The organism is Rhodococcus parequi (assembly GCF_046042785.1).
GTDB lineage: Bacteria > Actinomycetota > Actinomycetes > Mycobacteriales > Mycobacteriaceae > Prescottella > Prescottella parequi.
The window spans coordinates 163,909-189,849 of record NZ_JBDLNV010000004.1 but is presented as its reverse complement, the minus strand read 5'-3'; the positions used below and the strand labels follow the sequence as shown (position 1 = coordinate 189,849).

32 protein-coding genes are annotated in these 25,941 nt (G+C 69.1%); 11 read left to right on the top strand and 21 right to left on the bottom strand.

What is annotated here, in order from left to right:
- The first annotated feature begins 10 nt into the window (after positions 1-10).
- Complete coding sequence (locus tag ABEU20_RS12625; protein ID WP_420164766.1) at positions 11-436, top strand: VOC family protein; 426 nt, start codon at positions 11-13, stop codon at positions 434-436.
- Between the two features lie 4 nt (positions 437-440).
- Here the strand turns inward: ABEU20_RS12625 and ABEU20_RS12620 are convergent, their stop codons facing one another.
- Entirely contained in the window at positions 441-1,544 is a 1,104-nt protein-coding gene (locus ABEU20_RS12620) for an alpha/beta hydrolase (RefSeq protein ID WP_420164765.1), read from the bottom strand.
- A gap of 199 nt (positions 1,545-1,743) precedes the next feature.
- Here ABEU20_RS12620 and ABEU20_RS12615 point away from each other — a divergent pair, with 199 nt between their 5' ends.
- From ABEU20_RS12615 to ABEU20_RS12600, 4 genes are all read left to right on the top strand, one after another.
- A complete protein-coding gene (locus tag ABEU20_RS12615; RefSeq protein ID WP_420164764.1) occupies positions 1,744-2,355 on the top strand; it encodes a TetR/AcrR family transcriptional regulator in 612 nt (203 codons plus the stop codon).
- 139 nt (positions 2,356-2,494) lie between these two features.
- On the top strand, positions 2,495-3,706 hold the full coding sequence (locus ABEU20_RS12610; protein ID WP_420164763.1) for a PP2C family protein-serine/threonine phosphatase: 1,212 nt from the start codon (positions 2,495-2,497) through the stop codon (positions 3,704-3,706).
- Positions 3,703-5,322, top strand: coding sequence for a sensor histidine kinase (locus ABEU20_RS12605; RefSeq protein ID WP_420164762.1), 1,620 nt, complete (start codon positions 3,703-3,705; stop codon positions 5,320-5,322). The genes ABEU20_RS12610 and ABEU20_RS12605 overlap by 4 nt, the downstream gene beginning before the upstream one ends.
- The gene (locus ABEU20_RS12600) at positions 5,319-5,762 is read left to right on the top strand and encodes a response regulator (RefSeq protein WP_420164761.1); all 444 of its coding nucleotides are present in this window, start codon (positions 5,319-5,321) and stop codon (positions 5,760-5,762) included. Before ABEU20_RS12605 ends, ABEU20_RS12600 begins: the two co-directional genes overlap by 4 nt.
- 61 nt (positions 5,763-5,823) lie before the next feature.
- Here the strand turns inward: ABEU20_RS12600 and ABEU20_RS12595 are convergent, their stop codons facing one another.
- From ABEU20_RS12595 to ABEU20_RS12575, 5 genes are read right to left on the bottom strand one after another with little or no spacing between them, the layout of a single operon-like run.
- Complete coding sequence (locus ABEU20_RS12595; protein ID WP_420164760.1) at positions 5,824-6,609, bottom strand: SigB/SigF/SigG family RNA polymerase sigma factor; 786 nt, start codon at positions 6,607-6,609, stop codon at positions 5,824-5,826.
- Between the two features lie 3 nt (positions 6,610-6,612).
- Positions 6,613-7,044 (bottom strand): ATP-binding protein, encoded by a 432-nt coding sequence (locus ABEU20_RS12590; protein WP_420164759.1) that lies wholly within the window; start codon positions 7,042-7,044, stop codon positions 6,613-6,615.
- Positions 7,045-7,050: 6 nt separating this feature from the next.
- Entirely contained in the window at positions 7,051-7,542 is a 492-nt protein-coding gene (locus ABEU20_RS12585) for an ATP-binding protein (RefSeq protein ID WP_420164758.1), read from the bottom strand.
- Positions 7,543-7,547: 5 nt separating this feature from the next.
- Complete coding sequence (locus ABEU20_RS12580; protein WP_420164757.1) at positions 7,548-7,940, bottom strand: anti-sigma factor antagonist; 393 nt, start codon at positions 7,938-7,940, stop codon at positions 7,548-7,550.
- Between the two features lie 9 nt (positions 7,941-7,949).
- Entirely contained in the window at positions 7,950-8,099 is a 150-nt protein-coding gene (locus ABEU20_RS12575) for a hypothetical protein (RefSeq protein ID WP_420164756.1), read from the bottom strand.
- Positions 8,100-8,336: 237 nt separating this feature from the next.
- On the opposite strand from ABEU20_RS12575, the gene ABEU20_RS12570 reads away from it, so the two are divergent.
- Both ABEU20_RS12570 and ABEU20_RS12565 read left to right on the top strand, forming a co-directional pair.
- Positions 8,337-8,642, top strand: a complete 306-nt coding sequence (locus ABEU20_RS12570; RefSeq protein ID WP_420164755.1) for a hypothetical protein — start codon at positions 8,337-8,339, stop codon at positions 8,640-8,642.
- Positions 8,643-8,725: 83 nt separating this feature from the next.
- Entirely contained in the window at positions 8,726-9,007 is a 282-nt protein-coding gene (locus ABEU20_RS12565; protein WP_420164754.1) for a WhiB family transcriptional regulator, read from the top strand.
- Between the two features lie 130 nt (positions 9,008-9,137).
- Here the strand turns inward: ABEU20_RS12565 and ABEU20_RS12560 are convergent, their stop codons facing one another.
- Positions 9,138-10,154, bottom strand: a complete 1,017-nt coding sequence (locus ABEU20_RS12560; RefSeq protein WP_420164753.1) for an AraC family transcriptional regulator — start codon at positions 10,152-10,154, stop codon at positions 9,138-9,140.
- Entirely contained in the window at positions 10,151-11,335 is a 1,185-nt protein-coding gene (locus ABEU20_RS12555; protein ID WP_420164752.1) for a pyridoxal phosphate-dependent aminotransferase, read from the bottom strand. The genes ABEU20_RS12560 and ABEU20_RS12555 overlap by 4 nt, the downstream gene beginning before the upstream one ends.
- Before the next feature lie 129 nt (positions 11,336-11,464).
- Between ABEU20_RS12555 and ABEU20_RS12550 the strand changes: the two genes are divergently transcribed.
- Positions 11,465-12,067 (top strand): carboxymuconolactone decarboxylase family protein, encoded by a 603-nt coding sequence (locus tag ABEU20_RS12550; protein WP_420164751.1) that lies wholly within the window; start codon positions 11,465-11,467, stop codon positions 12,065-12,067.
- On the opposite strand, the gene ABEU20_RS12545 is transcribed toward ABEU20_RS12550, so the two are convergent.
- The 3 genes from ABEU20_RS12545 to ABEU20_RS12535 all read right to left on the bottom strand — a co-directional run bounded on the left by ABEU20_RS12545 (position 11,994) and on the right by ABEU20_RS12535 (position 14,530).
- On the bottom strand, positions 11,994-12,965 hold the full coding sequence (locus tag ABEU20_RS12545; protein WP_420164750.1) for a sigma-70 family RNA polymerase sigma factor: 972 nt from the start codon (positions 12,963-12,965) through the stop codon (positions 11,994-11,996). The two genes, ABEU20_RS12550 and ABEU20_RS12545, sit on opposite strands and share 74 nt — an antisense overlap.
- A 25-nt stretch (positions 12,966-12,990) precedes the next feature.
- A complete protein-coding gene (locus ABEU20_RS12540; protein WP_420164749.1) occupies positions 12,991-13,758 on the bottom strand; it encodes a thioesterase family protein in 768 nt (255 codons plus the stop codon).
- 151 nt (positions 13,759-13,909) lie between these two features.
- Complete coding sequence (locus tag ABEU20_RS12535) at positions 13,910-14,530, bottom strand: TetR/AcrR family transcriptional regulator (protein ID WP_420164748.1); 621 nt, start codon at positions 14,528-14,530, stop codon at positions 13,910-13,912.
- 250 nt (positions 14,531-14,780) lie between these two features.
- On the opposite strand from ABEU20_RS12535, the gene ABEU20_RS12530 reads away from it, so the two are divergent.
- Entirely contained in the window at positions 14,781-16,037 is a 1,257-nt protein-coding gene (locus ABEU20_RS12530) for an MCE family protein (RefSeq protein ID WP_420164747.1), read from the top strand.
- 1 nt (position 16,038) lies between these two features.
- On the opposite strand, the gene ABEU20_RS12525 is transcribed toward ABEU20_RS12530, so the two are convergent.
- A complete protein-coding gene (locus ABEU20_RS12525; RefSeq protein ID WP_420164746.1) occupies positions 16,039-17,595 on the bottom strand; it encodes an alpha,alpha-trehalose-phosphate synthase (UDP-forming) in 1,557 nt (518 codons plus the stop codon).
- 500 nt (positions 17,596-18,095) lie between these two features.
- On the opposite strand from ABEU20_RS12525, the gene ABEU20_RS12520 reads away from it, so the two are divergent.
- Positions 18,096-18,272: a hypothetical protein gene (locus ABEU20_RS12520; RefSeq protein ID WP_420164745.1), complete on the top strand. Its 177-nt coding sequence runs from the start codon at positions 18,096-18,098 to the stop codon at positions 18,270-18,272.
- Between the two features lie 62 nt (positions 18,273-18,334).
- On the opposite strand, the gene ABEU20_RS12515 is transcribed toward ABEU20_RS12520, so the two are convergent.
- The 6 genes from ABEU20_RS12515 to ABEU20_RS12490 all read right to left on the bottom strand — a co-directional run bounded on the left by ABEU20_RS12515 (position 18,335) and on the right by ABEU20_RS12490 (position 23,729).
- Positions 18,335-19,003 carry a DUF3239 domain-containing protein gene (locus ABEU20_RS12515; protein WP_420164744.1) on the bottom strand — a complete coding sequence of 223 codons (669 nt, stop codon included), beginning with the start codon at positions 19,001-19,003 and terminating at the stop codon, positions 18,335-18,337.
- A 12-nt stretch (positions 19,004-19,015) separates the two neighbouring features.
- On the bottom strand, positions 19,016-20,674 hold the full coding sequence (locus ABEU20_RS12510; protein ID WP_420164743.1) for a DNA repair helicase XPB: 1,659 nt from the start codon (positions 20,672-20,674) through the stop codon (positions 19,016-19,018).
- 136 nt (positions 20,675-20,810) lie between these two features.
- Positions 20,811-20,975, bottom strand: a complete 165-nt coding sequence (locus tag ABEU20_RS12505) for a hypothetical protein (RefSeq protein WP_420164742.1) — start codon at positions 20,973-20,975, stop codon at positions 20,811-20,813.
- 1 nt (position 20,976) lies between these two features.
- The gene (locus ABEU20_RS12500) at positions 20,977-21,189 is read right to left on the bottom strand and encodes a hypothetical protein (protein WP_420164741.1); all 213 of its coding nucleotides are present in this window, start codon (positions 21,187-21,189) and stop codon (positions 20,977-20,979) included.
- A gap of 11 nt (positions 21,190-21,200) precedes the next feature.
- Positions 21,201-21,326: a hypothetical protein gene (locus ABEU20_RS12495; protein ID WP_261340521.1), complete on the bottom strand. Its 126-nt coding sequence runs from the start codon at positions 21,324-21,326 to the stop codon at positions 21,201-21,203.
- 102 nt (positions 21,327-21,428) lie between these two features.
- A complete protein-coding gene (locus tag ABEU20_RS12490) occupies positions 21,429-23,729 on the bottom strand; it encodes a helicase-associated domain-containing protein (protein WP_420164740.1) in 2,301 nt (766 codons plus the stop codon).
- Between the two features lie 60 nt (positions 23,730-23,789).
- Here ABEU20_RS12490 and ABEU20_RS12485 point away from each other — a divergent pair, with 60 nt between their 5' ends.
- Positions 23,790-23,978, top strand: a complete 189-nt coding sequence (locus ABEU20_RS12485; protein ID WP_031937314.1) for a hypothetical protein — start codon at positions 23,790-23,792, stop codon at positions 23,976-23,978.
- Between the two features lie 67 nt (positions 23,979-24,045).
- Here ABEU20_RS12485 and ABEU20_RS12480 read toward each other — a convergent pair whose 3' ends face one another.
- From ABEU20_RS12480 to ABEU20_RS12470, 3 genes are all read right to left on the bottom strand, one after another.
- A complete protein-coding gene (locus ABEU20_RS12480; protein ID WP_420164739.1) occupies positions 24,046-24,678 on the bottom strand; it encodes a resuscitation-promoting factor Rpf1 domain-containing protein in 633 nt (210 codons plus the stop codon).
- 509 nt (positions 24,679-25,187) lie between these two features.
- Positions 25,188-25,592, bottom strand: a complete 405-nt coding sequence (locus ABEU20_RS12475) for a YccF domain-containing protein (RefSeq protein WP_420164738.1) — start codon at positions 25,590-25,592, stop codon at positions 25,188-25,190.
- Between the two features lie 11 nt (positions 25,593-25,603).
- Positions 25,604-25,843 (bottom strand): hypothetical protein, encoded by a 240-nt coding sequence (locus ABEU20_RS12470; protein WP_420164737.1) that lies wholly within the window; start codon positions 25,841-25,843, stop codon positions 25,604-25,606.
- Positions 25,844-25,941 lie beyond the last annotated feature (98 nt).

The window sequence follows — 25,941 nt, the reverse complement described above, 5'->3', positions numbered from 1 at the left end:
GCGTCGCGACATGGGATACGAAATTCAGATCACCGTCGACTCCAAGGACCCTCACCGCCAGGCCAAATGGTGGGCGCAGACGCTGGGCTGGCGCGTCGAGCCCAGTGACGAGGAGTTCATCCGGCGTATGGTCGCGGCAGGTCATGCGCAGGAGTCGGACACGACCGTTTTCGAGGGCGTGCTCGTCTGGAGGGAAGGCGCCGCGATCAGCGACCCGGAGCACCCGCAACGACCGCGCATGCTCTTCCAGTCGGTGCCCGAGGGGAAGTCGGTGAAGAACCGTCTGCACTTGGACATTCGGGTGGGGGATCGGCGCGAGGAGGTGGCCGCAGAACTCGTCGCGACCGGGGCGACGGTGATGCATCGAGGGCAGGTGGGCCCGAGCATCTGGATCACGATGACCGACCCCGAGGGCAACGAGTTCTGCGTGGGCTGAGCGGTCACTCCGCCAGTTCGACGGCCCCGGCATCGAGCTCGGACTCGCGGTGGGGCGCGAACGAAAGCCCCACGCGCAGTGCTCCTGCGGCCTCGAGGAGCGCATCGACACCGGCCCGACCGTAGCCGGTGAGGTTCACGAACGCGTGCACCAGGTCGTCGTGGACGCGGAGTGTGGTCGGGACGCCCGCGGCCCGCAGACGTTCGGCGTACTCGATGCCCTCGTCGCGCAGCACGTCGAATCCGGAGATCGCGACGTAGGCCGGCGGCAGCCCGGTGAGATCCTCCGTGAGGATCGGCGACGCCCGCGGGTCGCTGCGATCGCCGGCAGTCGGCACGTAATGGTTCGTGTACCAGTCCATCTGGGCCTCGGTGAGGAAGAAGCCGTCGCTGAACAGTTGGTACGAGCGGCGTTTCGCCGTCATGTCGAGCCACGGGAAGAACAGCATCTGGAATGCCGGACGCGGGCCGCAGTCCCGGGTGAGCTGGGAGACGACCGCGGCGAGGTTGCCGCCGGCGCTGTCCCCGGCAACGGCCACCCGGTCGGGGTCGACGCCGAGCGACGCCGCGTTCGCGACGGCGTAGCGGAACGCGGCCACGGCGTCGTCCGCCGCGGCGGGGAACGCGTGCTCGGGCGCCAGTCGGTAGTCCACGGCCAGTACCGCCACCTCGGCATGCCGAGCGAGGAACCGGCACAGCGAGTCGTGGCTCGCGAGGCTGCCGAGCACGAAACCGCCGCCGTGGAAGTAGACGAGCAACGGCGCGGCCGCCGGCAGGCCCTCGGGGCGGAACAGTCGCGCCGGGATCGGGCCGGCGGATCCCGGAATCGACAGGGACTCCATCGATGCCATCGGAATCGGCCGTCCACTGACCAGGCGCGACTCCATGTCGATCTGTGCGCGCGACTTCTCGATCGGGAGTTGCTCGAAGTCGGAATCCGGCAGCAGTGCCAGCATGCGCAGCATCAACTGGATCTCGGTGTTCAGCTCCTGCCCGTCGACGCGGATCGGTCTGCCGGCGAGGGCGCGCTGGATCGGGGTCGGCAGCGACCCGGCAATCGTGGCGGCGGTCCGTACCACCGGCTCGAGCATCGATTCCAGTGTGCTCATGGGTTCTCGTCCTCTCGCCGCGGGACCCGCGCATCGCACCGCCGGGTCCCCGAAGTCTGTCAACCGACCAGCTTGGAAACAAGGGTGAATTCGGACATCGCGTGCCTCGGTACATTCATTGCGTTCAATCCTGGCCACCGGACCGTCCGACCACTACGCTGCCGACAACACTGGGTGCGATGTTCGGGGAAAGGTTGCGATGCCTTACGTTTCGGTGGAACAACGACGCAGGGACCTGATCGACGCGGCGATCCGCGTGAGCGCGGAGGTGGGACTCGCGGCCGCGAGTACCCGCGCGATCTGCGCCGAGGCCGGTGTGCAGCAGAGCGTGTTCCACTACTGCTTCAGTTCCAAGGAAGAACTGTTGCGCGAACTCACCCGCGAGGTGGTCGCGGGGATGGTCGAGACCGCGGTGGCGAGTCTGGACCCGGGCGTCGATGTCGAGCAGTCGATCTTCAAGGGGCTCATGAGCCTCTGGGAGACCGTCCGCGTCCAGCCCGACAAGCAGTTGGTCTTCTACGAGCTGACGGTCGGCGCATTGCGTGCCCCCGGGCGCGGCGACATCGCCGAGTGGCAGTACCGCGAGTACTACGCCTCCACCGGCCAGTTCCTGACCCGGCTGGCCGAAACGGCCGGAATCGAATGGACCGTGCCGATACCCGTGCTCAGCCGCATGGTCACGACGGCCATCGACGGCCTGATTCTCGGTTGGCTCGCCGACGGGCGGGCCGACGAGGTGGAGGCGTCCCTCGGGTCGTTCGCAAAGGTGTTCGCGGGTCTGGCTGTCGTCGTTCCGGTGGTCGCGGCGTAAGAGAAGTCCCACGTGGGTGTGATCACAGCGGGGCGAGGTGTCGTCCAAGCGTCCGTTAGGGTGGTGTTCGCAGATTTTCCGGCCTGACCTGATGGGAGCGCGCCATGATCCTGTCGACAGAGCCACCGGTTTCCTCAGCGTGAGTGGCATCGAACCCGGTCCCGGTGGTGCGGGTGTTGCGGGCGGCGCCAGGGTGTCCATCCTTCTGATCGAAGACGACCCCGGCGACGCCCTCCTCGTGGAGGAGATGGCCTTCGACTCGACGTCCGACTTCGAACTCGTCTGGACCAAGTCGCTCAGTCAGGCGCAGGCGCTGCTCGAAACCGACAGGCCGGATTGCATTCTGCTGGATCTGCACCTGCCCGATGCCCAGGGCCTCGATGCGCTCGCATCCGTGCAGCGCTCTGCGAACGGCGCGCCTGTCGTGGTGATGACCGGACTCGCCGAGGATCGGACCGGCCTGGCCGCGGTGGCGGCGGGTGCTCAGGACTATCTGGTCAAGGGGCGCGTCGACGCAGACCTGCTCGCCCGCTCTGTGCGGTACGCGATCGAACGCAAGCGGGCGGAGAACAATGCCGCGGCGCTGCAGGCCAGTGAGCAGCGTTCACGCGAGAACGCCCGGCTCGAACGCGGACTGCTGCCGGTTCCGCTGCTGCGCAGTGACCGCGTCGAGGTCGTGTCGCGCTACCGCGCCGGACGAGAACACGGCTTGCTCGGAGGCGACTTCTACGACGTCGTGGAGGCTTCCGACGGCACGGTGCACATTCTCATCGGCGACATCTGCGGTCACGGCCCGGACGAGGCCGCCCTCGGAGTGAGCCTGAGAATCGCGTGGCGCACCTTGGTGGTCGGCGGTGTACCCACCGAGTCGGCGATGCGGATCCTCGAGGAGATCCTGATCGCCGAACGGCCCAGGCGCCACATCTTCGCGACGATGACGTGCGTCGTGCTCTCGCCGGACCGCTCCACGATGCGGGTGATCCGTGCCGGACATCCCGGCATGATGCTCCGCACCGGTACGGGGGTGCAGTGGCTCGAGGTGCCGGGCGGCCCCGCACTGGGTCTGCGCCGCGAACCGGGGCAGTGGCCCGTCCAGGAACTGTCCGTCGACGACCACACGTCGATCGTCCTGTTCACCGACGGCCTGTTCGAGAGTCGTATCGGCCCGACGGAACGGTTGGGCGAGGACCGACTGCTGGACTACGCGCGCACGCGCGGCGACGCGTCGGCGGACGACTTCGTCGACGCGCTGATCGCCCATGCGGAAAGCCTCGCGCTCGACTACGGCGGACTGACCGACGACATCGCCGTCGTGCACGTACAGATGACGAAGGAAGGTTTCGGTCGATGAGTTCGCAGTCCCGACGAATTGTTGGGAAGGGCCTGACGGTCCAGGCCTGGTTCAACGTGATCCTGGCCGTCCTGGTGGTCCTGATCTGTGCCGGTGCGGTGACCGCTGCCGTGTCGTTGCACCGGACCCAGACCGCCACCGACGAACTGATCAACCGGCTCTCCCCGGCCGACGCGGCGGCGTCCCAGCTCCGGGCCGCATTCCTGAACCAGGAGACCGGCGTTCGCGGTTACGCACTCAGCGGCGACGACGCGGCCCTCGAGCCGTACACCGCGGGCCTGCGACTGCAGGAGGAGGCCACGGCGGAGCTGCGCGGGCTGATCAGCCCGCGATCCGAGCTGATCGCGGACCTCGACGGCATCGAGCAGGGCGCCGCCGCCTGGCGCAGTGCCTTCGTCGAGCCGATTCTCGCCGTCACACCCGACACCGGAGGCCGCCCCCTGGACCCGGTCGTCTTCGATCGCGGCAAGAACACCTTCGACGAGCTGCGTGCCGGCCTCGGCGAGCTGGACCTGCACCTCGCCCAGGCCGGTGCCGACGCGCGCGACACCCTCGCGCAGGCGCGGATGACGCGTTCGATCGTCTTCGCCTCGCTGTTCGTGGTGTTGCTGGCGGCGTGTGTCGTCATCGCGGTGCTGATCCGCAAGGCGATCACCAGTCCGCTGCGGCGGCTGTCGGAGTCGTCGCGGCGCGTGGCACTGGGCAACTTCGGACATCGGGTCGACGCCGGTAACGGGCCCGCGGACATCCGGGCCCTCGCGGAGGACATCGAGGGGATGCGGCGTCGGATCGTCGCGGAACTGGAGATCGTCCAGGACCGGCAGTCGCGCCTCGAGGTGCAGACCGCCAAGCTCGACGCCCAGACGGTCGAGTTGCGGCGCTCCAATGCCGAACTCGAACAGTTCGCCTATGTCACCTCGCACGATCTGCAGGAGCCCCTGCGCAAGGTCGCCTCGTTCTGCCAGCTCCTCGAGAAGCGGTACGGCGACGTCCTCGACGAGCGTGGGCACCAGTACATCGATTTCGCCGTCGACGGCGCGAAGCGGATGCAGGTGCTGATCAACGACCTGCTCACGTTCTCCCGTGTCGGTCGGATGAGCGGCTTCGGTCCGGTGTCGCTGGACGACGCGTTCGACAAGGCCCTGTCGAATCTGGCGGCGTCGATCGACGAATCAGGTGTGCGGATCGACCGTCCGGACCGGCTGCCGGAGGTCGAGGGCGATGCGACCCTGCTGACGATGTTGTGGCAGAACCTGATCGGCAACGCCATCAAGTTCGCCCGAGCCGACACCGTTCCCGAGGTGTCGATCTCCGTGCAGCACCGTCCCGACGGTATGTGGCACGTGTGTGTCCAGGACAACGGGATCGGCATCGGGGAGGAGTTTGCGGAGAAGATCTTCGTGATCTTCCAGCGGCTCCACGCCCGCGACGAGTACACCGGTACTGGGATCGGGCTCGCGCTGTGCAAGAAGATCGTCGAGTACCACGGCGGGCAGATCTGGCTCGACACGACCTACGCCGGCGGGGCACGCTTCAGCTTCACCGTGCCCGTGATCGGTGAAACGAACAGGGGCGCCGGTGCCGGCGCCGACAGCAGAGAAGGAGCCCTCGCATGACCGCTACAGGCAAGGCGATCGACGTTCTCCTCGTCGAGGACGATCCCGGCGACGAACTGATGACGCGGGAAGCGTTCGAGTTCAACAAGGTCGGCAACAATCTGCACGTCGTCCGGGACGGCGAGCAGGCGCTGGACTTCCTGTACCGGCGCGGGGAGTACACGGACGCGATCCGGCCCGACCTGATCCTGCTCGATCTCAACCTGCCCAAGTACGACGGCCGCCAGGTGCTGGAGCACATCAAGTCGGATCACGATCTGGCCGACATCCCCGTGGTGATACTGACGACCTCGGGCGCCGAGGAGGACATCGTGCGCAGTTACAAGTTGCACGCGAATGCGTACGTCACCAAGCCGGTGGATCTGGACCAGTTCATTGCTGCCGTTCGCCAGATCGACGACTTCTTCGTGCAGGTCGTTCGTCTTCCCGGTCGGCACTGAGCCGCAGGCCTGGTAGTCGCAGAGCCGCAGGCTCCAGGCCGCGGCATCACCGGCTGCGGGATCACTCGTCCAGGTTCGTGCGGATCCGGGTGAGGATCTTCGAGAGCAACCGGGAGATCTGGACCTGCGAGACGCCGATCTCGCGTGCGATCTCGGTCTGCGTCTTCTCCTCGAAGAAACGCATGACGACGATGCGCTTCTCGCGCGGCTCGAGTCGGTCGATCAGGGGCTGTAGCGCCAGGTGCAGTTCGGTCTGCTCGAGCTCCACGTCGTCGGTCGCGAGGGTGTCCGCGAGCGTGGCGCTCTCGCCGTCGCGGCTCAGCGGGGTGTCGAGCGAATGCGTCTGGTACGCACCGGCGGCGGCGATCGCCTCGATGATGGAGTCCGCGTCCGTTCCGAGTTCCACGGCCAGTTCGGTCGCGGTGGGGGAGCGTCCGAGGCGCTGCGACAGTTCCTCGGTGGCCTTGCCGACGTCGAGCGTCAGATCCTTGACGCGACGGGGCACTCGCGCCGCCCACGCGTGATCGCGGAAGTAGCGTCGCACCTCGCCCATGATCGTCGGAACGGCGAAGGCGGTGAAACTGCCCTGCGCAGGATCGAAGCGGTCGACCGCCTTGATGAGTCCGACACACGCCACCTGGTAGAGGTCGTCCATCTCCTCTCCGCGGCTGGCGAACCGTCGAGCGATGTTGCGGGCCAAGGGAAGAGATTTCGCGACGATCCGGTCGCGCAGCGCGTTGCTCCGGTGGTCGCCGGGGTCGAGGCTCGCCAGTTCGGCGAACAGTTCGGACACCTCGTCGAGGTCGCCCGAGGACTGCGCCGACGGGGAGTCGGCCTGAGCAACCACCCGTCACACCAGCTTTCGGGTGCAGATCGTCACGGTCGACGTGGTGGCGTGCCCGGAGGTGTCCGGCTCTTGGTCGATCGCGATCGAATCCGCCAGTGCGCTGAGGATGCGCCACTCGAGACTGCCGGGCTCGGGGTACCACTCGGCCACCGTCCGGGCGGTCAGCTCGATTCGGAACGTGTCGTCCACCGTTCCGTAGCGGCAGGTCACCTCGGTGTCCGGTGCGGCGGAGGAGATCAGCAGGGTGCAGATCTGGTCGACCGCCAGCTTGAGGTCGGCAGACTGGTCGAGCGTGCAGTTGTTGCGCATCGCCACGACCTCGGTCAGCATCCGTAGGATGGGTAGCTGGTCGTGCCGCGCGCCCACGGACACCGTCACGGCCGGGGCGGCGGCGGTCTGTCGGTGAGAGACCTCGGAAGTGGGGTCGGCCTGCATCGTTTTCTAACCACCCTGTTCGTCGTACGGCGCGGCGCTGGTCGACGCGCCGTGCCACTGGAGGTGTACCCGGGTCCCGGTCTCGCCCGAGACGACGTCGGACCGGTCGGCGCACGCGCGCACCAGCTGCAGTCCGCGGCCCCGCCGCGATGCGGGATCCGGACCGTCGCTCTTCCACATGCCCCGATCGGTGAGCGTCACCGTGAGGGTCCCGGAACGGTCGTAGTTCGCCGACAGGTCGAAGGTGCCGTCGCTTTCGGCCGGGTACGCGTGTTCGACGATGTTCGCCATCGCCTCGTAGCACGCCAGCAGCACATCCTGCGCCCGGTCGTCGGAGACGCCGGCCTGCCGCACGAACTCCGCGAGCGCGCGGCGAGCCGGGGCCAGAACCGCAGGCTCGGCGCGGAGCTCGATCAGCGACAGTCGGCCGCCCTCCCGCGTCATGTCTCCGATCGGTTCCGTTGCCGCGGACGTCGGCATCACCGTTCTGTCAGCCATGAGGATCACACCGTCGATAGAGCCGCTTCGACGGACGGGTGCACCTCGAGCACCTCGGTCAGTCCGGTCAGCTCGAGTGGGCGGACGGTGGTGGGGCCGTGAGCGACGACGATGAACCTGTTGCCGTCGGGAATGTCGTCGCTGCACCGGACCAGCACTGCCAGGCCGGCCGACGCGAGGAAGGCGACCTCGGACAGATCGGCGATCAACACCGAGCCGGGCAGGCGGGATGCGGCGCGGTCGAGCGCCTCCTCGAACATCTGCGCGGTGAGGACGTCGATCTCGCCGCGGGCGCGGAGGACGACAACTCCCTCGATCACGTCGACGTCGAGTGACAGGGGGGATTCGGCGGCAGATCCGGGCATCTCCATACGCGTAAATATACGTTCGGTGCTCACTCGGCCGGCCTACGCCCGCGCCGCGGACAGCACGGACAACGGGGTCGCGGACATGCTCGCCGTGCGGTCACTGCGGGTACCGAAGTACGGCACGCCGCACCACGAGTAGACGCTCTTGACGCAGGCGACGCGTACGGCGGTCCTCGAGAACAACGACATGAGGGCAACTCCCGGTGAGAGATTTCGATGCGATCTCCACGTCTGTACCCACCACACAGTCGCCCTATACCTCCGGTCTCGAAAAACCTGGGATCGGTGTCATCCGGATCCGCTCGGAAAACTCGGAGAGAAAAAAGTGACATCGGAGGTATAGCCGGTCTCGGCGCCGGGTAAGAGCGGATAGTGCGTTGCCGGCAGCTGCCGCCGGCGGAGAAGTTGTCGGGAAAGGACCTCAGCATGGGATGGCTGGACACGCCGGATCTTCGCTACTCCGATGCCATCACGGTGCTGGCCACGGCGACCCACCGCCCCGTCCGTGTCGTGCTGCACCAGGGCCGCCGGGTCGTCCGCGTCGACTTCGAGCTCGGGCGGTACCTCCTCGCGAAGAACGACGCCGGTGCCACCTCCGATCCCGACGCCAGCGGTGACTGGACGGTGACCGTCCACGACGAGCGTGACCCGTCGGCGGGCGTGCTCGCCGAAGCCACCGACGAATGGCTGGTCGATGCTTTCGACCTCGTGTTCGACGCCGCTCTCTCCTGACGCGATGAGTTTTCGGTCCGCGGCCGGTCTGTATCCATGGCGCGGGAATCGCCCGGCCGTGGGGAGACGAGGGGACCATCGGGATGTCGGGCAGCGTGAGGCTCATCGAGGAACAGACGACGCCGTGCCGCGCGGGCGATCCTGATCTGTGGTTCTCCCCGGTCCCGGCCGACCTCGAACGCGCCAAACGGCGGTGTGGGGGATGCCCGATCCGGTCGGGCTGCCTGTCCGGTGCACTCGAGCGGGGCGAGCCGTGGGGTGTGTGGGGCGGCGAGATCCTGCACCGCGGCGTGGTCGTCGCGCGCAAGCGTTCACGTGGGCGCCCCCGATCGACGACGGGAACCTGCAGGACGGTTGTCGCCTGACCCGGCGACGGGCCGTCATCGTTTCCGCCGCGCCGCCTCGTGCGCGTCCCGGAGAAGCTCGACGGCTGTCGCACGGGTGTTCGCACCCGGGTTCGTGATCGAGATCCATCATCCGAGCGGCCCACGACGTCTAGCGATACGCCCCGGGTGTCGCGCCGGTCCACCGTTTGAACGCGCGGCGGAAGGCGCTCGCCTCGGAGAAGCCCAGCCGGGAGGACAGTTCGTCCACCGGTTCGCCGCGGCGGAGGGCAGCGACCGCCGCGTCGCGCAGCACCTCCTCACGCAGCGCGTTGAGCGAGGTGCCCTCCTGCCGCAGCAACCGGCGCAGGTGCGGCACGCTGATCGAGAGCATCTCGGCGATCTCGTCGGCGGTGCAGGTGCGTCCGCGCGCCCCCATCTCGAGCACCCGGCGCACCTGGGCCGAGGCGGTGCTGTCGTAGTCGCGTTCGGAGAGAAGCAGATTCGGTGACTCACGCAGGTACTCGGCGAGGGTGTCCTCGTCCTGGATGATCGGTGCCCGCAGGATCGCGTTGTCGAACTCGAGCGTCGCGACGCTCGACCCGAACGTGACCGGGACCCCGAAGATGGCGTCGTAGTGCTTGGCGAACCGGGCCTCGGGCTCCGGGTAGGGGATGAGTACCGCCTGCAACCTCACCCGGCGGCCGACGAGCCAGGCCGCGAAGCGGTGCAACAGGATCAACTCGAAATCGGTGACGAGCCGGAACGCCTCGTCGACGAACTCGGGGGAGAACGCGTCGTCGCGGACGTCGACCCGGACCTCGAGTCGCGTCGACTGCTCATCCGGGATCAGCGTGATCGGTGGAACCGGCAGTGCGCGAGTCACGTCGGCCATCCGCTCGAGCGCGCTGCCGAGATCCGGGCGGTGGATCAGCGACAGGCAGATCAGCCGGAACGTCCCGCGCGGAACCGGAGACGCGCCGATGCCGAACAGTTCGTCGTCGGTGAGCTGCCACGTGGCCTGCGTGAACGCGGTGACCTGCTCGGGGGTGAGCCGGGCGCGCGGGTCGTCGAGCGACTCCACGTCGATCCCCGACGCCTCGAGCGTCGACGCCAGGTCGGCCCCGGCGGTCCCGGCGAGACTCAGCGCCCGCTTGAGGAAGTCGGCGGGGACGGTCGCCAGGCTCACCCGGGTACCCCCAGCCGGCCCAGTCGGGACACCGCCTCGGCGAGAACCTCGTCACGCTTGCAGAAGGCGAAGCGCACCAGGTGATTCCACTGCTGGGGGTGGTCGGTGAAGACACTCACCGGTACGCCCGCGACCCCGACCTCCCGGGGCAGGCGACGGCAGAACTCGATGCCGTCCCGGGTGCCGAGCGCGCTGATGTCGGCCAGGAGGAAGTAGGTGCCGCCGCCCGAGTAGACGCCGAATCCGGCGCCCCGCAGCGCCGACGCCAGTAGATCCCGCTTGCCCTGCAACTCGTTCCGCATCTGCTGCACCCATCGCTGCTCGTGTTCGAGCGCGTGCGCGACGGCGGGCTGGAACGGGCCACCGGCCACGAACGACATGAACTGCTTCGCGGAACGGACGCCGTCGATCAGTTCCGCCGGCCCGCACGCCCATCCGGTCTTCCACCCGGTGACGTTGAACGTCTTGGCCGCGCTCGACACCGTGACCGTGCGCTCGTACATGCCGGGCAGCGCCGCGAGCGGGGTGTGGGTGAGGCCGTCGAACACCAGATGCTCGTACACCTCGTCGCTGAGCACCAGCAGATCGTGCTCGCACGCCAACTCGGCGACCGCCAGTAGTTCGGCCTCGGTGAACACCGTGCCGGTGGGGTTGTGCGGCGAGTTGACCACGAGCATCTTCGTGTTCGGGGTGATCGCGGCCCGCAGCCCGTCGACGTCCAGGGCGTACCGTTCGCCGTCGCGCACCAGTGGAACCGCCCGCCGGACGGCGCCGGCCAGCGCGACGGCGGCGGCGTAGGAGTCGTAGTACGGCTCGATCAGCACCACCTCCTCGCCGGGCTCGACGAGGCCGAGGACGGCTGCGCTGATCGCCTCGGTCGCCCCGACGGTGACCAGCACCTCCGAGTTGGGATCGTGCGAGATCCCGTAGCGGGCGGCGCGATCGGCCACGATCGCCTGCCGGAGCACGGGCATGCCCGGTCCCGGCGGGTACTGGTTGAGGCCGTCGGCGATCGCCTGTCGCGCGACCTCGAGCATCGACACGGGGCCGTCGGTGTCGGGGAAGCCCTGGCCCAGGTTGATCGCGTCGTGCTCGGTGGCGAGCGCCGTCATCTCGGCGAAGATCGTGGACGCGAACGGTTGCAGTCGCGAGACGGTGCGGGAGCGGGGCGCTGCGGGCATTTGTCCAGCGTAGCGGCGGGGACACCGCCGGCCGAACCCGGCCGTGTCACGTTTTCGGGTGCTGCCTCGTCCACAGGACGAACGGGCGCAACCGGCGCCCGGCGCAGATCTCGGAAGCAGGAGGACGTCATGGCTCGCATTCACGCAGTGACACCGCAGGAGGCCGGTCCGATGGTGAAGGTCGCCTACTGGTACGCCGGTCGGCGCTTCGGTGAGGTCCCCGAACCGTTCGCGGTGCTGGCCAACCACCGCAAGCTCTTCACGGTCTCGGCGCGGCACGAGATGGGTGTGCAGAAGGCGTCGACGGTGCTGCCGCCGAACGTCCGCGACATCGCCGTCTACCGGGTCGCGTGGACCGTCGGGTGCTCGTGGTGCGTCGACTTCGGCACGATGCTCCAGCGGCTCGAGGGCCTCGACATCGACCGCCTGCAGCACATCGGCGAGTACGACACCTCACCGCTCTACAGCGACGACGAGCGGGCCGCGATCGCGTATGCGGACGCGATGACCGAGACGCCGACGACCGCGACCGACGAGCAGGTGGCCGATCTCGAGCGGCGGTTCGGCCGCGACGGCGTCGTCGAACTCACCTACCAGATCGGCCTCGAGAACATGCGGTCGCGGATGAACTCGGCGCTGGGCATCCACGACCAGGGTTTCAACTCGGGCGACGCGTGCCGGGTGCCGTGGGCGACGGAGGCCTCGGCGACACAGGAGGAGCGGAAAGCCTGATCCCACCGTGCTTCTCGGGGTTCGCGATGTCGTAGGCGGCCCACACCCGGCCGTCGCGCACCGTGAAGCCGGTGACCCGCCCCGGGAAGCCCGGGTGGGTGTCGTCGCCCGAGGAACCGCGGCTGACGAAACCGAGCTGACCGTTGACCAGCGCGGGCGTCGCGGCGGCCAGGAACGCCTCGAGACCGTACTTGTGTGCGAGCCCGAGGAAGAAGCGCGCGGTGCGATCGGCGCCGGTGATGACGTTGACGGCGGTGCGGGTGGTGCCGTTGGCGTCGCCGATCGTGATCGCGTCCGGGTGCAGCGCGTCGAGCACGGCATCGAGGTCGCCGCGGGCCATCGCGGTCATCAGACGGGTGACTGCCTCGGCGTGCTCGGCGTCGGGCACCGGCGGTGGGGCGTCGGCGACGGCGCGTCGGGCACGGGAGGCGAGTTGTCGGGCGGACGCGACGCTCACCGACAGTACGTCGGCGATCTCACCGAACGGCACCCCGAAGCCGTCGTGCAGCACGAACGCCACCCGCTGGTCGGGGGTGAGTGTGTCCAGCACGACGAGCGCGGCCAGGCGGTTGTCCTCCTGCCGGACCACGGAGTCCAGCGGATCGGGCATGGCCGACGGCGTCAGGTCCGTGACGATCGGCTCGGGCAGCCACTGGCCGACGTAGCGCTCGCGTCGGGCCGTCGCCGAGCGCAGGCGGTCGAGGCAGATGCGTCCGACGACGGTCGTGAGCCAGGCCCGCAGGTCGTCGATCCGGGTGGCATCCGTGCCGTCCAGGCGCAGCCACGCCTCCTGCACGGCGTCCTCGGCGTCGCTGACGCTGCCGGTGAGGCGGTACGCCGCCGACAGCAGATGGCCGCGATGGGATTCGAACGAGTCCGCGAGGGTCGGAGCGCTCATGCCGCGATCCTACGGCGGCGTGGGCTCAGGGGCGGACGGTGAGGATCTGATTGAGGGTGCCCACCGGTCCGTGCAGGTCGTGGATCACGCTGCTGGTCAGTCCGAGGCCGGTCGGCCCGAACGAGACGGTCGTGTCGAAGCCGACCCATTCGCCTCGGGGGAGCGTGAACAGGTGCGCGGTCAGGTCGACGTTGGGGAAGGCGACGTCCTCGGGCCGCGCTCGCGCCGCCATTCCGTTGGCGATGTCGAACAGGTTGGCCGCCCGGGCGAGCGAGCTCACCGCCTCGCCCTCGACCAGATCGTGTGGCGTGCGCACCCAGTACGAGGCCCGTCCCGTGTCGGTGTGGACCCGGCGGACGTCGGCGGTGGCGATGAACCCACCGCCCCAGACGGTGGTCGGATCCCAGCTCGGCATCTGGTCGGGCCCCGGAATCTTCGGGAAGGCCGAGCCCGCGAGGTTCGCGGTGTCGCCCTCGCGCATCAGCCACGCGCGCATCCGCACCGCCGGTCGGCCGTCGTGCGTGAGTGTGGCCTCGACGAGTTCGATCGTGCGGCCCGGCCGCAGGACGGTCACCGAGGTCTCGACCCGGTCCATCGGGAGGGTGCCGAGGATGTCGTAGGACAGCCGCGCGATGACCAGGCCGTCGTCGCGCCGTCGGTCGCGGTCGACTTCGACGACGTGCGTGAGCAGGCCGATGGCCGGGGCGATGTGCTGTTCGTCGGCGTTCCAGGCGCCGCTCACGTGCTGCGTCGGGTGGAAGGCGTGATCGCTCTCCCGCTTGAAGTAGGCCACGGCGCCTCCTGCTCGGTTCCCGGGACGGTGTGCGCGTCCCGGTCGGACGTTAACACGGAAAATCGACCACCGAAACGATTGTTCGACCGATGGGTCGAACTTTGGCTCGCGGCCGATCCGCGGTGGTGGAGGAGTCTCGCGGCGGTCGGGGTCAGACGAACAGGCGCAGCGCGCAGGCGACGACGGCGGCGCGCGCGGCGGCCCGGTCCTCGCCCTCGGGCCGTATCCACACCGCCGACTGGTTGAGGATGCCGTGCAGGCACTGCATCGCCACGTCGATGTCGGGGCACGTGAACTCGCGGTCGGCGACGCCGCGCTCGACCACCTGCCGGAAGACGGTGTCGTGCCGGCGGCGCATCTCCTTCATCGCGTCCTGGATGGCCGGCGGCCACGGGCGCGGCCACGAGAAGACCGTCGCGACCTCGGGTGCACTCTCGGTCAGGATGCGCACCTGTTCGTCGACTAGCGCGCCGAGGAGTGCGGTGGGTGATGCGTCGCCGGTCTCCGCCGCACGCGCCGCGAGACGCGTCAGGACGTCCTCGGTCAGGACGTCGAGGGCCGCGCCGACGAGCTCGTCCTTGGATCGGAAGTAGTGGTACAGAGTCGCTTTGGCGATGTCCGTCCGTTCCGCGACGTCCTCGAGGTTCATCCCCTGGTAACCGTTGGTGGACAGGATGCCGATCGCGGTCGCGACGATCTCGCTCTTGCGACGGTCCCGGCGCCGCGCGACCCGACCGGATCCGGCGGTCTGACCCTGCCGCGTGGCGTTCATCCATCCTCCGTGCACGCCGGATGGTTGCCGGCCGTCGTCGATCGGTCTCTGTCGCCGAGTCAGCATAGTCAGCGGGCCGGCGGCGGACGGGGCACGCGCCGCGCCGGACATTTGTCCACTTTGTAACGCCAGTCACATGAATGTGACCCCGAGTAACGGATAGCGGTAGCGTGTTGTCGGCGTAACAGTGGGGCGGTTCGAGTGATCTCGCCGACATCCTCTTCGGGGCGAGCATGGAGGGCCGGCGGCTATGAACATGGTGTCCAAGCTGGCGAAGGGCCAGATCGCGGCATTCCTGATCCTGGCGGTGCTGAGCATCGTCTTCGTCGGCGGCAAGTACGCCCGTCTCGACAACCTGCTCGGCTTCGGTCAGTACTCCGTGTTCGTCGACCTCCCGACCTCCGGCGGCATCTTCACCAACGCCGAGGTCACCTACCGCGGTGTCCCGGTGGGCCGGGTGGGGGACCTGAAGCTCACCGCCGACGGCGTCCGCGTGGAGCTGCGCCTCGACGACGGTGGCCCGCAGGTGCCGGAGTCCGCGGCCGCCGTCGTGGCCAACCGGTCGGCGATCGGCGAGCAATACGTCGACCTGCAGCCCAGCGGCAACGACGGGCCGTACCTCGCGGAGGGCTCCGTCATCGACCGCCGCGACACGACCGTCCCGACCCCGGTCGAGGATCTCGTGGCCTCGGTCGACGCGTTCGCCCGGTCCGTGCCCGCCGACGGCCTGCACACCGTCGCGACCGAGCTGGGCAAGGCCTTCGACGGCCAGGGCGACAACCTGCAGGCGGTCGTCGACTCGCTGGGCGCTTTCACCCGGGAGGCCTCCGCCGCGCTGCCGCAGACGCTCGACCTGATCGGAGACGGCCGCACGGTGCTCGACAGCCAGGCCGACCAGGCGTCGTCGATCCGCTCGTTCAGCGCCGACCTCGACGCGCTCGCCGCCCAGTTGCGGTCCAGCGACCCGGATGTGCGGAAGCTGATCGGCACGGGCACCGCCACCAGCGACCAGGTGGGGGCGCTGGTCCGGGAGAGCGGTGCCGATCTCACCGAGGTGCTCTCGAACACGCAGCAGATCACCTCGCTGGCGCCCGGCCGCGAGCCTTATCTGCGCACGGCGTTGCAGTTGCTGCCGGCGCTACCGGTGGCGGCGCGGGCCGTCGCGCCGGGCGACGGGACCATCCACTTCGGCATCATCCTCGAGACCAACAACCCGCCCGCGTGCACCGTCGGCTACGAGAGCACGCACGAGACCCTGGCGGAGATGAAGCGGCGCGACCCCGACTTCGACGACACCCGCGACGACTTCCCGTTCGCCTCCGACGTCCGGTGCCTCACGCCGCAGGGCAGCGTCACCGGCGTGCGCAGCGCCGAGCGTGCCGCCCTGGCCGACCCGAGCGTCCCGCAGCCGTGGGACGGCAAGCCGAAGGTGGCCCCGGATGCGTTGGATCTCAACCCGATCGCGACGCAGCTGGCGGCGGTGATGGGGCTGCTGCCGGCGCGCTGACTCAGGGCGTCACGGACGGTGCCCCGGCCGGGTCGAGGACGGGCGACACGGTGGGGGAGAACGGGCCCGTCGAGGGCAACCGCCAGTCCATCGCGATCTCGTGCGGGGGTTCGTCCGTGGCGTGCCCCGACACGGCCAGGGTGTCGAGAAACGTTCGGGCCCAATGGTGGACGTCGTTGGCCATGACCTGGGCGTGGAGCGCGGCCATCCGGGCGCGCCGCTGCTCGGGCGACTGCTCGAGGGCCGCGACGATCGTGTCCTTCACGAAGTCGAGATCGTGCGGGTTCACGAGGTATGCCTGCTCCAGCTCGGAAGCGGCCCCGGTGAACTCGCTCAGGACGAGGGCTCCCGAATGCTCCGAACGGCACGCCACGTACTCCTTGGCGACGAGATTCATCCCGTCGCGCAGCGGCGTCACGAGCATGACGTCGGCGGCCACGTAGAGCGCGATCAGTTCGTCGCGGGCCACCGGCTGGTACAGGTAGTGCACCGGAGGCCGCCCGAGCTGACCGTGGTCGCCGTTGATCCGGCCCACCTGCGTCTCGATCGACGTGCGCATGAGCGCGTACTGCTCCACCTGCTCGCGGCTCGGTGTCGCGAGTTGCACCATCACGGTCCGGCTCGGGTCCAGTCGGCCCTCGTCGTAGAGCTCACCCAGCGCGTCGAGCCGCAGGTCGATGCCCTTGGTGTAGTCCAGCCGATCGACGCCGAGCAGGATTTGTTCGGGGTTGCCGAGGTCTTCGCGAATCTCGCGGGCCCGGCGCCGCACCGATTCGCTGCGGGCGCGGGTGGCCATGTCCGCCGAGTCGATGGAGATCGGGAACGCGCCCACGCGAACGATCCGCCCGTCGAATCGGATCTCGCCGCCACCGCCGGTCACCGGCCGGGTTTCGAGTTCGAGCAGCCGGCGGGCGAGCACCACGAAGTTCTCCGCCCCACCGGGCAGGTGGAAGCCGACGAGGTCGGCGCCCAGCATCCCCTCCATGACGCTGCGCCGCCACGGCAGTTGGGCGAACAGTTCCACGGGCGGGAAGGGGATGTGCAGGAAGAACCCGATCGTCACGTCCGGACGCAGTTCCCGGAGCATGCGGGGGACGAGCTGCAGTTGGTAGTCGTGCACCCACACGGTCGCGCCGGGCGCGGCCGCGGCGGCCGCCGCCTGCGCGTAGCGGCGATTGACGTCCCGGTAGGCCGTCCACCACTCGCGGTCGAACGTGGGCTTGACGACGACGTCGTGGTAGAGCGGCCACAGCGTGCTGTTGGAGAACCCCTCGTAGAACCCTTCGATGTCGGTCTCACCGAGGCGCACCGGGTGGATTCGCAGTCCGTCGTGGGTGAAGGGGGCGATCTCCCGGTCCGCGACCCCGGGCCAGCCCACCCAGCATCCGTTCCGGCTGCGCAGGACCGGCTCCAGCGCGGTCACCAGTCCGCCCGGGGAGCGCCGCCACGCGGTGGACCCGTCGGGGCGCTCGTCGAGGTCGACCGGAAGGCGATTGGCGACCACGACGAAGTCGGACCGGTCGTGGGTGGTTGTCTCGTCGGAAATGTCCAATGGCATCGAGCGGCTCCCGTGGGTACGCGTCCCGCAGGCGGCGAGGGCCGCGCGGTACACGGACTCGCGGAACCACGCCCTCCGACGAGACGACAAAATCTATAGCAGTCGGAATAGATTTTGTTGTATCAGTGTTGCGCGTGCACGGCAACCGATCGGGCGTCCGACCCACACCTCACCGGCCGGGCCCGAGGCGCGTCGGCGGCAAAGCCGGTGCGCGCCTTCCCTGTTGTTCATGCCCGCGTCGTCCTCTCGATCGAAACTGCTGTACCCCAGTTCAATTGACGTTCATGTGGGAAACGTTCAGCGTTCGATGGGATTCGGAGTCCGAATGAACGGACACGGCGGTCAATGTCGATCGGGTCCGGCGACACGGCTGCGAAAACGGTCGAAGTGCGAGAGACTGAGCTGACCCCCTGAAGGAGGTCACCTCTATGGAACTCCGAACCAACGGGTCCTTTCCCCGGCCGATGACCGACACTGTCCGGCCGAACATGTTGCAAGACTTGGAACTTGGTAGGTCCAACTCTGTCGGGACGGCGCTGTGGTGGGTCGCCCTGCTGATCATGGTCGCGGCCGTGCCGGCTCTGGCGACGGTCGTGCTGATGGGGTCGGTGACCCTGGCGCTCACGATCGCGCTCGTCGCGGTCGGCGGCGTCGGCCTCGCGGCCCTGATGATCTGACCGCCGGTGCCCGACCGGGGCCGGGCGAATCACATCGCTGTAATTCGTTGCGGCGCAGCAGGTCAGCGCAGCTCGTCGGGCAGTTCCGTCGGGTCGAGCAGCACGAACTGCCCGTCCGACCCGCGCACCTTCTCCGACCTCGCGATGCTCTTGCTCAGCAGCTTCCACTCGACGTCGTCAATGGCGGCCGACGCCTTGGTGAGCACCTTGCTGTCGCGGGTGCCCCACGAGACCGGCATGAAGCTGACCATCTGCCACGTCTCGCCGCCCGAGCGCGATCCGCGGTCGCCCAGCACCGAGACCGACGGTAGCTTGGCGCCCACCGCGTAGCTCTTGCCGGGAAGGGCGCGCACGGTGCGGGCGGCCAGCGCGTAGTGCGGCTTCGTCGCTTCAGGCTTGGCGACGTCGACCAGCGACAACAGTGTGTAGCCGCGCGGATGCACCTCGGACACCACCGCCGGCACCAGGTCGCCCTTCGCGTACAGATCCTCGATGCTGCCGACCTTCCGGGGCGTCCACACGACCATGAACAGCGACGTCAACGCACAGATCGCGAGCACCACGCCGAGGATGTACGACCACGGGTGCCCCAGCACGAACATCCAGGCCGCGCCGCCCCCGAGGAGAACCGCCATCAGCGCGGCCGACCACTGCAGCCGGCGCAGGTCGCCCAGGGTCTCGTTGACGGCCTTGGCGTGAAGTCTGTCGACCGGGAACTCGAAGCGTCGCACGGGTGAGGGGTCCTATCCGATGGCCGGGCCGAGCAGGTCGTCGGCGTCCGTGATCCGGTACGCGTAGCCCTGCTCCGCGAGGAAGCGTTGACGGTGGGCGGCGTACTCGGCGTCGAGCGTGTCCCGAGCGACCACCGAGTAGAAGTGTGCCTGACCGCCGTCGTGCTTGGGACGCAGGAGTCGGCCCAGCCGCTGCGCCTCCTCCTGCCGGGAGCCGAAGGTGCCCGACACCTGCACCGCCACCGACGCCTCCGGCAGGTCGATCGAGAAGTTCGCGACCTTACTGACCACGAGGGTCTGGATCTCGCCGGCCCGGAACCGGTCGAACAGGGCCTCGCGTTCCTTGTTTCGCGTGGAACCCTGGATGACGGGGGCGCCGAGTTCCTCACCGAGTTCCTCGAGCTGGTCCAGGTACGCGCCGATCACCAGCGTCGGCGCGCCGGGGTGCCGGTCCAGGATCGACTTCACGACGGCGTGCTTGGTCCGGGCGGTCGAGCACAGCTTGTAGCGCTCCTCCGGTTCGGCCGTCGCGTACGCCATCCGTTCGGCGTCGGTGAGCGTCACCCGCACCTCGACGCAGTCGGCCGGGGCGATCCAGCCCTGGGCCTCGATGTCCTTCCACGGCGCGTCGTAGCGCTTGGGGCCGATCAGCGAGAACACGTCGCCCTCGCGGCCGTCCTCGCGGACCAGCGTCGCGGTGAGTCCGAGCCGGCGCCGGGACTGCAGGTCCGCGGTCATCCGGAACACGGGCGCGGGCAGCAGGTGCACCTCGTCGTAGATCACCAGGCCCCAGTCGCGGGAGTCGAACAGCTCGAGATGCTTGTACTCGCCCTTCGACTTGCGGGTGATCACCTGGTAGGTGGCGATGGTGACCGGGCGGATCTCCTTCTTCTCGCCCGAGTACTCGCCGATCTCCTCCTCGGTGAGCGACGTGCGCGCGATCAACTCCCGCTTCCACTGTCGTCCGGCGACCGTGTTGGTGACCAGGATCAGCGTCGTCGCCTTGGCCTTGGCCATCGCGGCGGCGCCCACCATCGTCTTGCCGGCGCCACACGGGAGCACGACGACGCCGGAGCCGCCGGCCCAGAACGAGTCGGCCGCCATCTCCTGGTAGTCGCGCAGGTGCCAGTGGCCCTCCTCGAACGCGAGGTCGATGGGATGGGCCTCGCCGTCGACGTACCCGGCGAGGTCCTCGGCAGGCCAGCCGATCTTGAGCAGCATCTGCTTGAGGTGTCCACGCTCGCTGGGGTGCACGATCACGGTGTCGTCGTCGATCTTCGCGCCCAGCATGGGGGCGATCTTCTTGTGTCGCATCACCTCGGTGAGCACCGCACGATCGAGGCTCACCAGCGTGAGGCCGTGCACCGGGCTCTTCACCAGCTGCAGCCGGCCGTAGCGGGCCATGGTGTCGACGATGTCGACCAGCAGCGGCTGCGGCACCGCGAACCGGGAGAAGTTCACGAGCGCGTCGACGACCTGCTCGGCGTCGTGCCCGGCGGCGCGCGCGTTCCACAGCGCGAGCGGGGTGATCCGATACGTGTGGACGTGTTCGGGGGCGCGCTCCAGCTCGGCGAACGGCGCGATCGCCTGCCGTGCATCGTTGGCGCGCTCGTGATCGACCTCGAGCAACAGGGTCTTGTCGGACTGGACGATCAGCGGGCCGTCGGTCACGTGCGCCTCCTAGCAGCGGAACGGTAACCAGACCATTGTCCAGACGAGAGCGTCGTCCCGCCACGTGGTGGTGCCCATGCTGCGGTGATCGTGCGGGATTCCCGTCGGCTGCCGCCGGAAATCCCGCACGAACGGGTCAGCGTTCGGCCGTGAGCGTTTTTCTCGTCTCCATCACCTGCACCAGCGCCTCGGAAATTCCGGCGCGGTATCCGACGTCCCGTTCGGAGCGAACTTCGGCGGTGTCGAGCTCGTTTTCCAGTCGCGCTTGAATTCTGTCCAGGGCGAGCAGGGTCCGCTTCACGTCAGGATTTCCTTTTTTCGGCGTCGGCAAATTTGTGAAAACCGGAGTTCTGGGCGCGTTCGTCGAGGACGAACAATTTCGCCGACACGATCGCGGACCGGAAGCCGGCCGGGCGTGGCTGCCCGGGCGCGGCGTCGCCCAGCAGCAGGTCGAGTTTGCGGTGCAGGTGGTCAAGGACGTTCGGCGCGTCGGGCGCCGGGGCCTCGCGAGTCATGGCGAGGTCCGTCAGTGGCGCTTCCGCTTTTTGATCAACTCACCGGCATCAGCGGCACGTTCCCGCTTTTCCGCGCGCTTTTCCTTGATGGACTGTGCGGACTTTTTCAGACTCTTGCCGGGTTTCCGGTCGGCCATTGTCGCTCCTGAATTCGAAGTGGCAATCACTTGACCGAGACCATAGCCCATTTCCGGAAAAAAGCCAGTCGTGCAGCTTGCGGCGTTCTCCGGTCGGAATTTCTAGTCGGCGAACGCGACGGACGTGATCCGGTGCAGCGTGAACCGGCGCACCTCGCCGGACGCCTGATCGAGCGCGTCCAGTTGGCCGCCGCCGACGCTGACGGGCTGCACGATGCGGTGCGACGCGACGCCCTGCGCGTCGACGTAGCCGATGGTGACCGACCGCCGCACCTGCGCGGCGGTCTGCAGCAGCGTCATCGTCGCGGCGGTGGACGCGCGGCTGCCGTCGCTGCGCAGACCCGCGCCGGACGACGCGGCCGCCTTGTCCCCGGACCGCAGCGACCGCACCAGCGCCCCGAGCTGCTCGTCGGTGGGTACCGCCGGGACGCGCGTGCGCGGTGCCCGCGCGGCGGAGACACGGGACCCGCGCGGGCGCAGGTCGACGATCGCCCCGCTGGAATCCTCGCCGGCCGGGGCGAACCCGGCCCCGCGCAGTTCGGTGAGCACCTCCTTGAGCGGTGCCTGCGAGATCACGACGGTGGGCGCGAGCGCGCGCAGTGCCAGGTGCTCGGCCACCGGGGACGACAACACCTCCGCGAGCAGCGCCGGGTCCTCGCAGCGGATGAACGACGCCGCGACCCCGGCGCGGAGACGGCCGTGCCGCCGGGCGACGTCGTCGATCAGGTAGGTCAGCGACTGCGGCACCGGGGTCTTGGACCGGGTCGCGAACAGCGTCTGCAACTCCGACGCGGTGAGCCCGGCGTCGAGCGCCCGGCGGATGGTGGTCTCGCTGATCCGGTACATCGACGCGGCCCCGGCCGATTCGATGTCGGCGACGAGCGTGATCTGGTCGAGCAGTTCCGGGATGAGCGGGCCGGGGGCGACGACGGTGAGGTCGGCCTGCACCAGCACGTAGTCGATGGGCGCGGGCAGGGCCGCGTCCATCTCGGCCTCCGGGTCGCCGCCGTGCAGCAGCGCCTTGCCGGGCGAGCTGAGGGCGCCGTGCGCGACCAGTCCCAGTGTCTGCGCCTCGCCGAGCGTGCGCTCGACGACGTGCGGGCCCAGCCGTCCCGCCCAGCGGGGGCGCCGCCACGCGAGCAGCCGCGCGGCCTCGGTCGCGGAGACCTCCTTGCCGCCGGTCTCGGCGAGCAACTCGAGCAGCAGACGGCGCTCGTACGCGGCGCCGGGGGCGCGCACCTCGTCCGACAGCGCCGAGATCGGCTTGTCGGTGGCATCCCGGCTGCCGATGATCCACGGCCGCCGCGGCAGCGCCAGCCACGCTCCGGCGACGGTGGCCCAGCGGCGGGCGGTGCCGGAGGTGAGCCAGCCGTCGACCGCGACGGTGGGCGCCCAGTAGTCGTCGACATCGGTCAGCGGAGCCGGATCGGGGATGCCGCGCGCGATCAGGCCGGCCGCGGCGAGCAGTTCCAGCAGCAGCCCGACACGCGCCTCGTCCACACCGGTGGCCTTGGCCAGCCGGCGCACCTCGCGTACGCCCACGCCGCCCGCCTTGAGCGCGGGTGCGGGCGCGGCGCCGAGCGCGCCGATCAGGTCCTCGCAGTGCCGGACGAGCTCGAGGGCTTCGCCGGCCGCGGCGGCATTGACGTCGGCGGGCTTCTGTTTGCGGCCGGACAGCGGCGGTGGGGTGGGGGAGGACGGGTCGAACACCGCCTCGCCGCGCAGCACCTGACCCACCCGGGCCGGTAGTTCCACGGTCTCGTCGTCGATCCAGCGCAGCAGCCCCCGGGCCAGCAACCGCTGCACCGGCCGGTCCGGGGAGGTGCCGGGGGCGGCGTCGCGGGTGCGCCCGATCGGCGACGACCGGGCCAGGGTGGTCAGCAGCTCGCGCTCGTTCGGCTCGCTCGCATCGAGCGCGGCGCGGATCTCGTCCTCGGTGAGGTCGTCGGGTTCGGCGTTGATCCGGCCCACCCGCCACGGGATGGCCTCCACCGCGGTGCGGACGATCCGCAGGTGCTCGTCGTCGCCCCACACCAGCGCCAGCGCGCGCAGCCGGGTCAGCGCCCTGTCCAGCGTGCGCTGCGGCACCCGGCCCGCCAGGGCCTCGTCGACATGTCGGCGGGACACCGGCATCTGGTCGGCCTGTTCCAGCGCCAGGATCTCGAGGACCGTGAACTCGAGGGAATCGAGCAGGTCGGCGGCCCGCACCACCGACGCGCGCTGCTCGGCGCGGGCGGCGAGGACGGCGGAAGTGGCGGGCGGGGGCACGGCGAGGTCGGGACGCAGCCGCAGCAGCTCGGTGAGCGCGGCGTCCTTACGGTCGGCCAACCAGCTGGTCAGGGTCGGTGTCGGTGCGGTCGACGCGGTCTGGGCGGCGCCCTCGGTGCCTGGCGTGGGGGTCATCAAGTATGAGATTAGTGACCTGGGCTGTACCGCGCTTCGCACTCCTGTCAAAATGGGCGCGTGGCTAACAATTCGAAGAAGCGCTATGTCGATCCAGGGTGGCCGGAAACTGCGGATGGAGATCACGCGGTGACCGAGTTGTCTTCCAGCCGTGCAGGCAATCTCTCGCCGTTCGGCGAGGAGACGGAGTTCCCCCTTCCGGTGGATTCTCTGCCTTACGTGCACCCGCACACCGTGATCAACCGCTGACGCACACACAAAGAAACGGGCCCCTCGCCATCGGCGAGGGGCCCGTTTGCTGTTCCGGGTGAAGCGATCAGCTCTGCGACTGGTTCGCGACGCCGGCGATGTTCTGCATGGCCACCTGGTTGAAGTCGAACGACTTGGCGGCGTCGTAGGCGTTGAGCACGTCCTGGTGGATGACGATGCCGTTGTTCGCTGCGGCGTCGATGAGCGCATCGATGCCGGCGAAGGCGGCCTGCACGGCCGAGGGCGCGGCCGGGGCCGCGGGGGTGGTGGCGACGGGAGCCGGGGTGACCGGGGCCGGCGCGGGGGTGGCCGGGACGGTGCGCTGCGACGGCGCGCTGCTCAGCCCGAGCTTGGAGGAGCAGGACGGCCAGGCGCCCCAGCCCTGCGACGCGAGCACACGCTCGGCGACGACGATCTGCTGCTCACGGGTGGCCTTGTCCGCGGTGGCGGCGAACTGGCCGCCGCCGTGGCCGGTCCACGTGCTGGGCGAGAACTGCAGCCCGCCCTGGTAGCCGTTGCCGGTGTTGATGCCCCAGTTGCCGCTGGCCTCGCACTGCGCCAGGCGATCCCAGTCGGAATCGGGCGCCGCGTTGGCGGTGCCGGCGAAGGCGACGCCGCCCACGCCCATGATGGCGCCGGTGACGGCGACCTTGGCGACGGTGCGGCCGGTGGTGGTCGGCTTGCGATGGCGTCCGCTCATGTCGGTCGTTTCCTCTCCGCACGCGCCTGCGAGGTCAGCTGTCGGGTTCGGACTGAGAGGTCGCCCGGCCTCGCCGCTCTTGGATGGAGCGGGTCTGGCTTCACCCCCAGGGAGATTGCTCTCCCGATGCCTGCGGGGTCGTCCCTCGTTCGGGACTTGCTTCCCCGGAGGACCTTGGGTCCCCCGTCCCCGTCCATGGATGGTTCGTGGGTGCTTCCGGGCCCACTGGACGGGGTTTGGCGCGGCGGGCCCGGTGTGGCCGAGGTTGCGGCCGAAAACGACGGTACGAGAATCCGCCGCCGAACGTCACCGGTTGATAACGCGGCGCGTCTTGTGTTGTTCGCGTGCGGTATTCGACTAAGGCGGCTCAGCCCCAGGTAGTCGCGCCGAGAGGCGGATGGTCACGGCCCGACACCGCTCCGTTATCGATGCGTAATGTGAGCGAGATCACAGGTATACCGAGCGCTCCGTCTCAGAATCCGGAACGGAGCGGAAGGGGAGTGGACCGATCAGGCGGGCGCCCACTGCGCCTGATCGCGGGAGCCGACGTCGACGATCTCCTTGCCGAGCGGCATCAGCGAGATGGGAATCATCTTGAGATTCGCGATCGCCAGCGGGATGCCGATGATCGTGATGGCCATCGCGATCGCGGTCGCGATGTGGCCGATCGCGAGCCAGACGCCCGCGAGGATGAGCCAGATGACGTTGCCGATGAGCGAGCCCACGCCGGCGGTGGGCTTGTCGACGACCGTCTTGCCGAACGGCCACAGCGCGTAGACGCCGATCCGGAACGATGCGATGCCGAACGGGATCGTGATGATGAGGATGCACATGACGACGCCCGCCAGGAAGTAGCCCAGCGCGAGCCACAGCCCGCCGAAGATCAGCCAGATGATGTTCAGCAGGATCCTCATGATCGTTCCTTTCAGCGGCTCCGGCGGCCGGAGCGGAGGGCGGAGGCGATGGCGAGCACGAAGCCGAGCGGGCACGCCAGTGTCAGGAAGTAGAGAACCAGACCGGGATCGCCCTCGGAGAGAGAGTGGACGAAGAAGATGGCGACGATGGCCGCGATGCCGATCAGGAAGCTGACGACTGCCGCGTAGAACAGTCCCTTGCCGGACTCGGTGGGGGCGCCGGTCTCGTTGCGGTTCGATTCTTTCGTCACATCACAACGGTAGGCCACCGGCGGCGCCGCGGTGCACGGCAGTTCCACTCGGGTGATCCATCCAATATCGCCGAATTGGACGCTTGGCCAGGTTCGCT

Bases quoted from the DNA above. Each gene is read 5' to 3' on its own strand.
- ABEU20_RS12545 (WP_420164750.1), bottom strand. From the start codon at position 12,965: ATGAGCGCTCCGACCCTCGCGGACTCGTTCGAATCCCATCGCGGCCAT.
- ABEU20_RS12490 (WP_420164740.1), bottom strand. From the start codon at position 23,729: ATGACCCCCACGCCAGGCACCGAGGGCGCCGCCCAGACCGCGTCGACC.
- ABEU20_RS12525 (WP_420164746.1), bottom strand. From the start codon at position 17,595: ATGCCATTGGACATTTCCGACGAGACAACCACCCACGACCGGTCCGAC.
- ABEU20_RS12495 (WP_261340521.1), bottom strand. From the start codon at position 21,326: ATGGCCGACCGGAAACCCGGCAAGAGTCTGAAAAAGTCCGCACAGTCC.
- ABEU20_RS12550 (WP_420164751.1), top strand. From the start codon at position 11,465: ATGGCTCGCATTCACGCAGTGACACCGCAGGAGGCCGGTCCGATGGTG.
- ABEU20_RS12530 (WP_420164747.1), top strand. From the start codon at position 14,781: ATGAACATGGTGTCCAAGCTGGCGAAGGGCCAGATCGCGGCATTCCTG.
- ABEU20_RS12590 (WP_420164759.1), bottom strand. From the start codon at position 7,044: ATGCAGGCCGACCCCACTTCCGAGGTCTCTCACCGACAGACCGCCGCC.
- ABEU20_RS12535 (WP_420164748.1), bottom strand. From the start codon at position 14,530: ATGAACGCCACGCGGCAGGGTCAGACCGCCGGATCCGGTCGGGTCGCG.
- ABEU20_RS12585 (WP_420164758.1), bottom strand. From the start codon at position 7,542: ATGGCTGACAGAACGGTGATGCCGACGTCCGCGGCAACGGAACCGATC.
- ABEU20_RS12555 (WP_420164752.1), bottom strand. From the start codon at position 11,335: ATGCCCGCAGCGCCCCGCTCCCGCACCGTCTCGCGACTGCAACCGTTC.
- ABEU20_RS12475 (WP_420164738.1), bottom strand. From the start codon at position 25,592: ATGAGGATCCTGCTGAACATCATCTGGCTGATCTTCGGCGGGCTGTGG.
- ABEU20_RS12565 (WP_420164754.1), top strand. From the start codon at position 8,726: ATGTCGGGCAGCGTGAGGCTCATCGAGGAACAGACGACGCCGTGCCGC.
- ABEU20_RS12620 (WP_420164765.1), bottom strand. From the start codon at position 1,544: ATGAGCACACTGGAATCGATGCTCGAGCCGGTGGTACGGACCGCCGCC.
- ABEU20_RS12625 (WP_420164766.1), top strand. From the start codon at position 11: ATGGGATACGAAATTCAGATCACCGTCGACTCCAAGGACCCTCACCGC.
- ABEU20_RS12570 (WP_420164755.1), top strand. From the start codon at position 8,337: ATGGGATGGCTGGACACGCCGGATCTTCGCTACTCCGATGCCATCACG.
- ABEU20_RS12480 (WP_420164739.1), bottom strand. From the start codon at position 24,678: ATGAGCGGACGCCATCGCAAGCCGACCACCACCGGCCGCACCGTCGCC.
- ABEU20_RS12500 (WP_420164741.1), bottom strand. From the start codon at position 21,189: ATGACTCGCGAGGCCCCGGCGCCCGACGCGCCGAACGTCCTTGACCAC.
- ABEU20_RS12605 (WP_420164762.1), top strand. From the start codon at position 3,703: ATGAGTTCGCAGTCCCGACGAATTGTTGGGAAGGGCCTGACGGTCCAG.
- ABEU20_RS12600 (WP_420164761.1), top strand. From the start codon at position 5,319: ATGACCGCTACAGGCAAGGCGATCGACGTTCTCCTCGTCGAGGACGAT.
- ABEU20_RS12615 (WP_420164764.1), top strand. From the start codon at position 1,744: ATGCCTTACGTTTCGGTGGAACAACGACGCAGGGACCTGATCGACGCG.
- ABEU20_RS12575 (WP_420164756.1), bottom strand. From the start codon at position 8,099: ATGTCGTTGTTCTCGAGGACCGCCGTACGCGTCGCCTGCGTCAAGAGC.